Origin of the sequence: Nocardia sp. No.11 (genome assembly GCF_038752175.1) — a bacterium.
Taxonomy (GTDB): Bacteria; Actinomycetota; Actinomycetes; order Mycobacteriales; family Mycobacteriaceae; genus Nocardia; species Nocardia canadensis.
The window spans coordinates 48,131-58,867 of the sequence record NZ_JBCGFB010000032.1 but is presented as its reverse complement, the minus strand read 5'-3'; the positions used below and the strand labels follow the sequence as shown (position 1 = coordinate 58,867).

General features: G+C 69.9%; 10 protein-coding genes. 7 read left to right on the top strand and 3 right to left on the bottom strand.

Going from position 1 to position 10,737, the window contains the following annotated elements; all coding sequences use genetic code 11:
• Positions 1–345 precede the first annotated feature (345 nt).
• The 3 genes from V8688_RS13010 (at position 346) to V8688_RS13000 (ending at position 5,041) form a co-directional block, all read left to right on the top strand.
• The gene (locus tag V8688_RS13010) at positions 346–957 is read left to right on the top strand and encodes an ElyC/SanA/YdcF family protein (RefSeq protein ID WP_342800881.1); all 612 of its coding nucleotides are present in this window, start codon (positions 346–348) and stop codon (positions 955–957) included.
• 418 nt (positions 958–1,375) lie between these two features.
• The gene (locus V8688_RS13005) at positions 1,376–1,630 is read left to right on the top strand and encodes a hypothetical protein (RefSeq protein ID WP_316574024.1); all 255 of its coding nucleotides are present in this window, start codon (positions 1,376–1,378) and stop codon (positions 1,628–1,630) included.
• A 93-nt stretch (positions 1,631–1,723) separates the two neighbouring features.
• Positions 1,724–5,041: an AAA domain-containing protein gene (locus V8688_RS13000; RefSeq protein WP_342800880.1), complete on the top strand. Its 3,318-nt coding sequence runs from the start codon at positions 1,724–1,726 to the stop codon at positions 5,039–5,041.
• Here the strand turns inward: V8688_RS13000 and V8688_RS12995 are convergent.
• Positions 5,023–6,081, bottom strand: a complete 1,059-nt coding sequence (locus V8688_RS12995) for a class I SAM-dependent methyltransferase (protein WP_218721804.1) — start codon at positions 6,079–6,081, stop codon at positions 5,023–5,025. The genes V8688_RS13000 and V8688_RS12995 overlap by 19 nt on opposite strands.
• Before the next feature lie 131 nt (positions 6,082–6,212).
• Between V8688_RS12995 and V8688_RS12990 the strand changes: the two genes are divergently transcribed.
• Positions 6,213–6,350, top strand: coding sequence for a hypothetical protein (locus tag V8688_RS12990; protein ID WP_342800879.1), 138 nt, complete (start codon positions 6,213–6,215; stop codon positions 6,348–6,350).
• A 45-nt stretch (positions 6,351–6,395) separates the two neighbouring features.
• On the opposite strand, the gene V8688_RS12985 is transcribed toward V8688_RS12990, so the two are convergent.
• Together V8688_RS12985 and V8688_RS12980 are read right to left on the bottom strand one after the other, a co-directional pair.
• Positions 6,396–6,851: a PTS glucose transporter subunit IIA gene (locus V8688_RS12985; RefSeq protein WP_342800878.1), complete on the bottom strand. Its 456-nt coding sequence runs from the start codon at positions 6,849–6,851 to the stop codon at positions 6,396–6,398.
• Complete coding sequence (locus tag V8688_RS12980) at positions 6,848–7,078, bottom strand: PTS glucose/sucrose transporter subunit IIB (protein ID WP_218721810.1); 231 nt, start codon at positions 7,076–7,078, stop codon at positions 6,848–6,850. The genes V8688_RS12985 and V8688_RS12980 overlap by 4 nt, the downstream gene beginning before the upstream one ends.
• 227 nt (positions 7,079–7,305) lie before the next feature.
• Here V8688_RS12980 and V8688_RS12975 point away from each other — a divergent pair, with 227 nt between their 5' ends.
• Genes V8688_RS12975 through ptsP form a run of 3 tightly spaced genes read left to right on the top strand, consistent with a single transcriptional unit; the run spans position 7,306 to position 10,581 of the window.
• On the top strand, positions 7,306–8,652 hold the full coding sequence (locus V8688_RS12975) for a PTS transporter subunit EIIC (RefSeq protein WP_218721811.1): 1,347 nt from the start codon (positions 7,306–7,308) through the stop codon (positions 8,650–8,652).
• A 4-nt stretch (positions 8,653–8,656) separates the two neighbouring features.
• Positions 8,657–8,917, top strand: coding sequence for an HPr family phosphocarrier protein (locus V8688_RS12970; RefSeq protein ID WP_218721813.1), 261 nt, complete (start codon positions 8,657–8,659; stop codon positions 8,915–8,917).
• On the top strand, positions 8,917–10,581 hold the full coding sequence (gene ptsP / locus V8688_RS12965) for a phosphoenolpyruvate--protein phosphotransferase (protein ID WP_218721814.1): 1,665 nt from the start codon (positions 8,917–8,919) through the stop codon (positions 10,579–10,581). Before V8688_RS12970 ends, ptsP begins: the two co-directional genes overlap by 1 nt.
• Positions 10,582–10,737: the final 156 nt, after the last annotated feature.

Here is a 10,737-nt window from a genome sequence, read left to right as displayed (position 1 = left end):
GAGTTCTCAAAGAACACACGCACAAGCATCCACCCGCAACATTTCATCGGGGGCTTCAGCGAGGCAGGGTTCAAACTTAGCGCACGCAAGTGCCCGGACGCAAATCCGGGCAGGTGAGCTGTCCTACTTGTTGTCGGCGCTCATCGTCCAACCTCGTTTCCCTGGTACTCGGTACCGGGTCGGTGTCCGTGTCGCTCTGACTTGAATTAATTTACGTGCCGACAAATGCGATGTCAAATTCCCTAGTCAGGGGATGTTTCGCGACATCCGGTCGCTGCGGAGCTCCGCATTCGCGTCGCACACCGGCGGTACGGTGGCGCCACAACGACATAAGGGAGGGTCGACGTGGTGGGAAAGCGGCGGGGGTTGCGACGGGTGGTCGGCGTCGGGCTGGTGGTGACCGGCGGATTGGTCCTCGTCACGGTCGGCGCGAATGCGGCGATGTGGGCCTTGTCGTCCGGGCATCGCAGTGACGTGGGCGGGGCAGTGGGGGCGCCGGTGGTGATCGTGCCCGGGGCCAAGGTCGCGGAGGACGGGACGCCGATGGCTTATCTCCGGGGGCGGTTGGATGTCGCGATCGAGTTGGTGGCGGCGGGCAAGGCCGGGGAGATCCTGTTGTCAGGGGACGCGGGTGGGAGCTCCGGGGACGAGATCGCCTCGATGAGGCGGTATCTGCTCGAGCACGGGATCGATCCGGCAATCGTGAGGACCGATGGGGAGGGACTGTCGACGCGGGAGACGTGTGAGCGGGCGCGCTCGATGTTCGGGATCGAGCGGGCGATCATCGTGAGTCAGTATCAGCATCTGCCGCGGGCGGTGGCGTTGTGCCGGGCGGCGGGGATCGAGGCCGACGGGGTGGTCGCCTCTTGCGATTGCCGGCGCAGTACCGAGGTGCGCAACAACGTGAGGGAGTGGCTGGCCGCGCCCAAGGCTGTGGCGGAGATGGTGCTGCGCTGAGGGTTCTCGGTCCGACGCACCCGTACATCGACATCGCGTGCGGACCATGCCGCCTCGGTGTTCGCGACGAGCCCCAGCTCTGCCGGCGCGGTCCGGAACAGGGCAGGCGCGTCGCGGGTCTCGGTCCGGTGCAGGCAGGCGGGTTCCACCAGCGCGGGAGTGTCGTGGCCCTGGGCCAGTGCTTCGGCAGCGGCCATCGGCAGATCCTCGGGGTAGAACTCGCCCACTGCGAAGCGGTCGGCGGTGCTGTCGAGGTCGTTCATCCGGTCAGCGTGCGGTAGGTGCGGAAGAGGTGGCAATGGAATTTCGGGGGCGGACGTTTCCTCGGCGAAAGATCGGTCAACCCTGTCGGTCGGTCCGGGAGCTGCCAGGACCGATTCCGATCATCGCGCTGATCAGCGCTTTTCAGGAGGACATTGTGCGAATCGTCAAGGCGGTAGCGGTCGGTCTGGCTGTTGCGGCCGCCACAGTCGTGGGGGCGGGCTCGGCCGCCGCGGAGCCGGAGCAGAAGGAGAACATCTACATCGACGTGTCGGTGCTCGGGTGCTCGGTCGGTGCCGGGCTGGGTGGTGACGTGCTCGTCGCGCTGGGCGGCGGCGGTGGGTCGAGCGCGCTGGTGAACTCGTCGCTGGCGGCGCGGCTGCGGGCCGCCGGCTGCCTGCCGCGACTGTAGGACCTGCGCCGATGGTCTCGCCACGCGCGGCGAGACCATCGGGGTGCCGTGCTCGGGGAATCGCGATCGCGTACCGTGATCGGGGTTGTCATGATGGCCGACGGAATGGGGTGCATCGTGGGCGGATCCGAGCACGCCGCGCGGCTCGTACGTTTCTGGCAGACCGTGGAGTTGTTCGGTCCGCAGCGGGTTCCCGAGGTCGGGGCGCTGCCCGAGGACGGACTCGTGGTCGAGCCGGCGGCCGACGATCTCGCGCCGTGGGAAGACCTGGCCGCGCTTCCGCCGCTGAAGGCGGGGCGAGTGTGGCAGTTCGTGGTGTACGGCGGACTGTTCGGAATCGGGCGGGCGCGGGAGGCGCTGGTTCGGGCGTTCGGGGAGGACCGGCTCGAAGCCGATGCCCGGCGTGCCGGTACCACTGCCGCTTTCGCGGTGACACTGACCGAGGACGGGGTGGTCGTCGGTGGTTCGGCGAGCCTGTCGGGGCTGGCCTGGGCGGTGAATCGGTTGCGGTCGCCCGGTCCGGCGGACAGTGGCTGGGCCGAGGGGTTCGAGCATGATTCGGCCGCGTTCACGGCGGCCTTCGATACGTTGACCCGCGAAGCCGCGGCCGCCGATCCCGGACAGGTCCAGCACTCGCCCCGGTGGCGGGCGCTGGACGTGGTCGGTCGTGGTGTCGGGGCTTCGCTGATCGCGGCGGGCGCGGACGGGGTCATCTCCCCCGGGCTCGCCGGCATGTCGGCGCTGGCCTTCGCCGAGCGACTGTTACCCCGGGACCCGGAGGAACCGGCCGAGGCGCCGCGGCTCACCGGGCGGGATCTACAGACGTTCACCGGCGAACTGTGTGGGGCGCTGGGGATTCGGTCGGAATTGCGCGCGGGTGGCGTGCGCGTCGCGTGTGTGCAGGTGGCGGCGCGCGACAGTGTCCCCGGCGAGGATCGGCTGAACAGCGGTTTGCGCGCGGACCTCGCCACGCTGGCGGCGGCCGTCGAGCGCGGCGATGTCGGTGCCGCGCTGCAGGACTATCTCGCGGCCACCGAGACGCTGCCCGTCGATGAACGCATCGATGTCCGCGAGCGCCAGGACGTGGTGGTCGAAGGGCTGCTCCCACATCTGGTTCCGGACGGCCGCTGGCCGGGTGATCCGCTGGTGTCGGGACAGCAGTTCGCGGTCGATCAGGCGCTGGCCGGATTGCGTGACAGTGCGGGGATTTTCGCGGTGCACGGCGCGCCGGGGACCGGCACGACGACGATGCTGCGCGATCTGCTGGCGGCGATCGTGGTGGAGCGGGCGGCGCAGCTGGCCTCGTTCGACAATCCGCTCGACGTGTTCACCGGGATCACCGAGCAGGTGCAGGTCGCGAAGAACTACACGGTCGGCGCGCATCGGCTGGCGTCGAATGTCACCGGGTTCGAGGTGGTGCTGACGACGGGCAGCGAGGAAGCCGCGGCCGACGTCGTCACCGAGATCCAGCGCCGCGACGCCATCGATCGCGAGTTCGACCATTTCACCGAGCTGGCCGATCTCGTCGGCGACGAACCCGCGTGGGGTCTGGTCGCCGCGGCGCTCGGCGACCAGCGGCGGAGCTTCGGCGAGCGGTTCTGGTTCGGCGACCGGTTCGCCACCGAGCACTTCTCCGGGTCGACGGCCGGCGGCATGCTCGACCTTCTCAAACAGGCCGAGGCCGACCCGGATTCGATCCCGGACTGGTCGACGGCGGTGCTGGATTTCGCCAATCGGCGCGCCGAGGTGCGCAGGCTCGCCCAGGAACGGCAGGACGTCGCCGACGCGGTGGCCGAGCTGCCCGACATGCACGAGCGGCTGCGCTCGATCGCGGCGGAGATCGCCAATGCCGATACCGCGCACGCGCATTGGCGAGAGCGGCACCAGCTGGCCACCGAGCATCTGCGGGCGGCGCAGGCCACCCAGCATCGGGTCGGCAAGTTGCTCGCTGAGCACGGTGGGCAGAAGCCGGGGTTCGCGGCGTCGGCGTCGACCGGGTTCAGCGCGGGTCGGCGCTGGAGTGCCCGCAGCAACGAGCTGCTGCGTGAACGGCATATCGCCGAATCGGAGATGCGACGGCGGCAGACCGAGGTCGAGTACACGCGGGCGCAGTGGGCGGAGGCGGCCGAGCACGGGCGCGCGCTCATCCGGGCGCATCGGGAGCTGACCGCGCGACGCGAGGCGGCGCTGGAGATCATCGAGCGAGCGCGGGAGAACTGGGCCGACACCATCCCGTTCGGCGATGCCGCCGGGGACGACGAACGGTTCCAGCTGTGCAATCCGTGGGCCGACGAGCAGTACGCGACGGCGCGGCGTGAGCTGTTCCTGTCGGCGTTGCGGCTGCATCGGGCGTTCCTGCTCGACGCGGCGCCGCGGGTGCGCGACAACCTGATCGTCGCGATCGCGCTGATCCGGGGTGAGCTGGCCGAGGCGCCGAAGCCGGAAACCGTCGCCGCCGCCTGGCAGACGCTGTTCTTGGCGGTGCCGCTGGTGGTCACGACGTTCACGGCCGCGCCGCGGTTGTTCGAGGGGCTCGGGCGGGAGGCGCTGGGCTGGTTGTTCGTCGATGATGCCGGGCAAGCCGCGCCGCAGTCGGTGGCCGGAGGGCTGTGGCGGGCGCGGCGGGCGGTGATCGTGGGTGATCATCGTCAGCTGGGGCCGATGGAGACATTGCCGACCTCGGCGCAGGAGGCGCTGGTGCGGCAGCTCGGGCTCGACGCGGAGTGGATGCCGGATCTGGCGTCGGCGCGGCGGGCGGCCGATCGCGGGGTGCGGTTCGGAACGTGGCTGACGCCCGCCGACGCCGCCGAACCGGTGTGGGTCGGGGCACCGTTGCGGGTGCATCGGCGCAGTGATCTGCCGATCTTCGAGCTGACGCATCGGATCGCCTACGACGAGGATCTGCTGATCTTCGGGACGCCGGAACGGCCGGAGTTCCCCGGGCAGGATCGGTGGATCGATGTGCGATCGGCCCGGGCGGAAGGGAATTGGATTCCCGGGGAGGGCGAGGCGCTGGCCGAGTTGCTCGCCCAGCTGACCGAGGACGGGGTGTCGCCCGGCGATATCCGAGTGGTCAGCCCGTTCCGGGATGTCGCGCGCGGGGCGCGGGAGGTCGCGCAGGAGGTGCTCGGGCCGGAGTTCGCCGCGCATCAGGTGGGAACCGTCCATGCGATGCACGGGAATTCGGCCGAGGTGGTCGTGCTGATTCTCGGGACCTCGCCCGCCGCGGGTGGGTCGCGGCGCTGGGCGGCGATGAATCCGAATGTGCTCAATGCGGCGGTGTCGCGGGCGCGGCGGCGGGTGTATGTGATCGGCAACTACCGATTGTGGAGCAGCCAGCGGTATTTCGACGCGCTGGCCGCGCAGTGGACGGTGCAGGACGAGCCGGTGCGTCAGACGGTCAGCCGGTAGAAGCGCCAGAACCCGAAGTCCTCGATCGGGAGGACGTCGACGGCGGCGAAGCCCGCCCGCTCGGCGTACTCGGCCAGTTTCGCGGTGCGCAGGACGGTGCCGGTGCCCGCCGAACCGGGGTGGGCCATGCCGTCGGGCAGGCAGATCAGCAGGCTGAAGCCGTACATCAGGCGGTCGACATCGCCGGCCGGTGCGGTGAATTCCGCGTCGACGGCTTCGTCCATGACGATCACGACGCCGCCGGGCCGCAGGGCCTTGCGCATCGCGGTGAGGATCTCGACGGGGTGGGGCATGTCGTGCAGGCATTCGAAGGCGAACACCGCGTCGAACGTGGCTTCGGGCAGGTCGGTCGCGGCGTCGCCGTGGTGGAAGCGGACGCGGTCGCCGAGGCCGGCGGCATTGTCGCGGGCCATCACGACCGAGGGTTCGTCGATGTCGTAGCCGTCGACCCGCAGTTCCGGGTAGGCGCGGGCCAGCGCGATGGACGACCAGCCGCCGCCGGAGCCCACATCGGCGACGCGGGCGTCCTGGCCTGCGAGTCTCGCGTGCACATCCGGCACGCCGGCCAGGTCGATGGCGAGACGGTGCTCGAACCATGGGCGGTTCATGTCGGACTGCGATTCGCGCATGTCCACGCCGTATTCGGACCAGCCGACGCCCCCGCCCTCGCGGTAGGCGCGGATCAGGCCGGGCAGCTGGACCGCGGCACCGGCCAGCATTCTGGCCAGCGGCGCGAGGTAGTTCAGGCTGCTGGGATCGGTGAGGACTTCGGCGGGACCGGCGGGGAGGGTGAAGCGGCCGTCGCCGTCGACGGTCAGCACACCGGTCGCGGCCTGCTGCTCGAGCCATTCCCTGGCGTAGCGCAGGTCGCCGCCGGCGCGCGCGGTCAGTTCGACGGCGTCGGCGGGACCGTGCTCGGCCAGTGCCCGATACCAGCCGAGCCGGTCGCCGAGGTGCACCGCGAGGATGTCGACGGCGCCGAGTGCCGCGCCGAACAGCCGGTCGGCGAACTGCTCACTGGTCTGCTCCGTTGCGGCCACGTCGATCCTCCCTGGCTGTGTCACGGACCGATCGGCCCGCTGTAGCGAAGTACGTGGCCGGGCGGTTCGTGGTTCATTCCGGCCCGCCGCCACCACCTGGCGGGGACTGCCATCCGTCGTACGACCCGTGCGTGCCGTTCGCCGCCGATGTCGACTGCGAGGGCGGCAACGGGAACGGTCCCGCGTACACGGGCCGGGTTCGGGTGATCGGGCCGGACGAGTACGGGCTCGACACCGACAACGATGGGATCGGCTGCGAGACCAGCTGACGCGCGGGCGGGTCCGGCCGAGTCGCCGCGCGTCAGCCGACCCCGCTACGGCGAATCGAACAGCAGGACACCGGGATCGACGTCGGCGCCGATGGCGTCGCTGACGATCGAATCCTTCGGGGAGTCCATCACGACGACCGGGCAGATCGGGGAATTGCCGGTGGCGGCGATCTCGGTGGGGTCGAAGGTGACGATCGGGGCGCCTGCCTCGACCTCGTCGCCTTCGGCGGCCAGCAGGCCGAAGCCTTCGCCCTTCAGCTTCACCGTGTCGATGCCCAGGTGGACGAGGACGCCGACGCCGCTGCCCAGGATGACGAAGGCGTGCGGGTGGAGTTTGAGGATCTTGCCCGCGATGGGGGCGGTGACCGTGAGGGTGCCGCGGGTGCGGTCGGGATCGATGGCCACGCCCGAACCGACGATCTGACCGGCGAAGACCGGGTCGGGGACGTCGGCCAAGGAGACGACCTTGCCCGCGAGCGGAGCGAGGACGGGCATGCTCACAGGATGTCCTCGATGTCCTCGGCGAGGGTGTCGGCTTCGGGGCCGACGACGACCTGCACGACCGAGCCGGCCTTGAGGACGCCGTGCGCGCCCGCGGCCTTGAGGGCGGCTTCGTCGACCTTGCTGCCGTCCTTCACCTCGGTGCGCAACCGGGTGATGCAGGCCTCGATCTCGACGATGTTGTCCGCGCCACCCAGACCCTTGACGATCGCTTCCGCTTTGGACATGTGTTCTCCCTTTCCGCGGTGGTTGCCGGTTCCAGTATGGGAGCCTCGAATGTGCGCCACGTCATATTTCGCGGTTGACATCCGACAGCCACCTGGTCAAACTTACAACTGGTTATGACCGGACAGTACCCGTCAGGGTCACCGGTTCACAACAGTTAACCCGGACCGACTCCCAAGTCCGTTCGGCTCGCCGAGACCGCCGGAAACCCGGCACGAAGAAGGTCGACATGACTGCCGTTACCGACAGCCCCAAGCAAGAATCGAAGGTGTTCGCGGGTTTGCAGCGCCTGGGTCGCAGCCTCATGCTGCCGATCGCGGTGCTCCCCGCGGCGGGCATCCTGCTGCGCCTCGGCCAGGCCGATCTCCTCGGCCGGTTCTCCGCGCTGGAGAGCACCGCGTCGGTCATCTCGGCGGCCGGTCAAGCCGTGTTCACCTGGCTGCCACTGATCTTCGCCGTCGGCATCGCGATCGGCTGGGCCAAGAAGGCCGACGGATCGACGGCGCTGGCCGCGGTGGTCGGCTACATGGTGATCAACGGCGTGTTCGAGGCGATGTCCCCGATCGTGCTGGAGGGCAAGACCGATCCGAAGGGCGCGCAGGCGCTGATCAACTACGGCGTCCTCGGCGGCATCGTGATGGGTCTGCTCTCGGCGATCCTGTGGCAGCGGTTCTACCGCACGAAACTGCCGGATTTCCTGGGCTTCTTCAACGGTCGGCGGCTGGTGCCGATTCTGACCGCGATCACCGGTCTGGTCGTCGGTGTCGGCATGTCGTTCCTCTACCCGGCGTTCAACTCCGCGCTCACCTGGGTGGGCGAGACGGTCGCCGACAACACCGTCATCGGTGGCGGCATCTACGGTGCGGCCAACCGGCTGCTCATCCCGACCGGCCTGCACCACATCCTGAACTCGACCGTGTGGTTCCTCGTCGGCGATTACACCGACGCCTCCGGCCAGCTCGTGCGCGGCGACCTCAACCGGTTCTTCGCCGGCGACCCGACCGCGGGCACCTTCATGACCGGCTTCTTCCCGATCATGATGTTCGCGCTGCCCGCCGCCGCGCTGGCGATCTGGCACAACGCGCGCCCGTCGCAGAAGAAGCTGGTCGGCGGCATCATGCTCTCGACCGGTCTGACCGCGTTCGTCACCGGCATCACCGAGCCGCTGGAGTTCTCGTTCATGTTCGTGGCGTGGCCGCTGTATGTGGTGCACGCGATCCTGACCGGCACCTCGATGGCGCTGGTGAACGCGCTGGGCATCCACGACGGATTCACGTTCTCGGCGGGCGCGATCGACTATCTGCTGAACTTCGGCAAGGCGACCGACGCGTGGCTGCTGATCCCGATCGGCTTGGGCTACGCGGTGATCTACTACGTGCTGTTCAGCTTCGTGATCAAGAAGTGGAACCTGCGCACGCCCGGCCGCGAAGCCGAGACCGATGTCGAGGTGGGCGCGCCCGATGTCGCCACGGCCGAAGCCGAGGCGGCGCTGGAGGCGACCGGAGATACTCGCACCGACGCGCCGTTGGTCGCCGAAGTCGAATCGAAGCTGGACAAGAAATTGGAAGGTGAGTGAGGACATGACCACCCGCACAGTCGTCGTCGGATCCCAGGTGGGGCTCCATGCCCGGCCCGCAGCGAAATTCACCCAGGCCGTGCAGGCCACCGGAGTACCGGTGCGGATCTCGCTGGGAGCGGGCGAACCGGTCGACGCGGCCAGCGTGCTCGCCGTCATGACCCTGGGCGCCGGCCACGGCGCCGAGGTGACCCTGCACGCCGACGACGACGCGGTGCTCGACAGCCTGGCCGCGCTGGTGGCCTCGGATCTGGACGCCGCCTGATGGGCGAACAGGTGATCCGCGGCCTCGGCGTGAGCCCCGGCGTGGTGTGCGCGCCGTGGCTGCGGTTCGGTTCGCAGCTGGCGACCTCGGCGCAGGATCCGGTCGGCGGCTCGGTCGAGGACGAGATGGTCCGGGTCAAGGCGGCGCTCGGCGGTGTGGCCGACGAGATGCAGGCCAGGGCCGGTCGGGTGACCGGCGTCGCGGCGGAGATCTTGTCGATGTCGGCGACGATGGCCCGCGACCCTGGCATCGTCGCCGCCACCGAGAAGCAGCTGACCGACGGGATGCCGACGGCGCACGCGGTGCACCTGGCGTTCGAGGGTTTCTGCGCCAAGCTCGAGGCGCTCGGCGGGTACATGGCCGAGCGCGCGACCGACCTGCGCGATATCGGCGGGCGCACCGTCGCGGTGCTGCTCGGGGAACCGATGCCGGGCATTCCGGAGCCCGGCCATCCGTTCGTCCTGGTCGCCCGGGATCTCGCGCCCGCCGATACCGCGATGCTCGGTGACAGCGAGGTGGTCGGGCTGCTGACCACCGAGGGCGGGCCGACCAGTCACACCGCGATTCTCGCGAAGTCGCTGGGGCTGCCCGCGGTGGTGAACTGTCCCGACACCGACCGGCTGATCGAGGACGCGCCGGTCCTGCTCGACGGCAGCACCGGGGATGTCGTGATCGATCCGAGTCCGCTGCGGCAGCAGGCCGCGATCGAGCAGGCGGCGGCCGACGCGGCGCGGCTGGCGGCGGCCAGCGGGCCGGGGCATACCGCCGACGGGACGCCGGTGCAGCTGCTGGTGAACATCGGGACCGTCGACGACGCCGAGAAGGCGGGCCCCGTCGACAGCGAAGGCGTCGGGCTGTTCCGTACCGAGTTCATGTATCTCGGCAAGGCGACGGCGCCGAGCCTGGACGAGCAGATCGCCTCCTACACCACGGTTCTCGAAGCGTTCGCCGGTCGCAAGGTCGTGGTCCGCACGCTCGACGCGGGCTCGGACAAGCCGCTGCCGTTCCTCGATCTGGGGACCGAGGAGAACCCCGCGCTGGGTGTGCGCGGGCTGCGGATCGGGACGGTGTTCCCCGACACCCTGGCCACCCAGCTCACCGCACTGGCCAGGGCGGGCGAGGCCACCGGAGCGGACCTGTGGGTGATGGCGCCGATGGTCGCCACCGCCGACGAGGCCGCCGGATTCGCCGCGCTCGCCAGGGAATCGGGGCTGCGCAAGGTCGGCGCGATGATCGAGATTCCGGCGGCGGCGCTGCGGGCGGCCGATCTGCTGGCGCATCTGGACTTCGTCAGCATCGGGACCAACGATCTCAGCCAGTACACCTGCGCGGTCGATCGGATGGCGGGTGGGCTCGCCCATCTGCTCGATCCGTGGCAGCCCGCGGTGCTCGATCTGATCGCGATGGTCGGCGCGGCGGGGACGGCCGCCGGGAAGTCGGTCGGCGTGTGTGGCGAGGCGGCGTCGGATCCGACGCTGGCGCCGGTGCTGGTCGGGCTCGGGGTGACGAGCCTGTCGATGTCGGTGCCCGCGTTGCCCGGGGTGCGGGCGGCGTTGTCGGCGGTGGATATCGAGACCTGCCGCGACGCCGCCGATGCCGCGTGCGCGGCCCGGAATCCGCAGGTGGCGCGCGAGGCGGTCGCGGCGATCGTCGGGCGGGCATGAATCGGAGGACGGTGTGGGCGGTCCGGCCGGTGGTCGGGCCGTCGCACGATGGGTGTGTGCGGGGCCATTTTGTGGGCCCCTTCGTTGCCACCGCGCAGCGACCAACCGGCCTCAGGCAACAGCCGGTGCGGGCAGCCGACCACGGCCGGTGGCCGA

Bases quoted from the DNA above. Each gene is read 5' to 3' on its own strand.
- V8688_RS13000 (WP_342800880.1), top strand. From the start codon at position 1,724: ATGGCCGACGGAATGGGGTGCATCGTGGGCGGATCCGAGCACGCCGCG.
- V8688_RS12980 (WP_218721810.1), bottom strand. From the start codon at position 7,078: ATGTCCAAAGCGGAAGCGATCGTCAAGGGTCTGGGTGGCGCGGACAAC.
- V8688_RS12975 (WP_218721811.1), top strand. From the start codon at position 7,306: ATGACTGCCGTTACCGACAGCCCCAAGCAAGAATCGAAGGTGTTCGCG.
- V8688_RS12970 (WP_218721813.1), top strand. From the start codon at position 8,657: ATGACCACCCGCACAGTCGTCGTCGGATCCCAGGTGGGGCTCCATGCC.
- ptsP (WP_218721814.1), top strand. From the start codon at position 8,917: ATGGGCGAACAGGTGATCCGCGGCCTCGGCGTGAGCCCCGGCGTGGTG.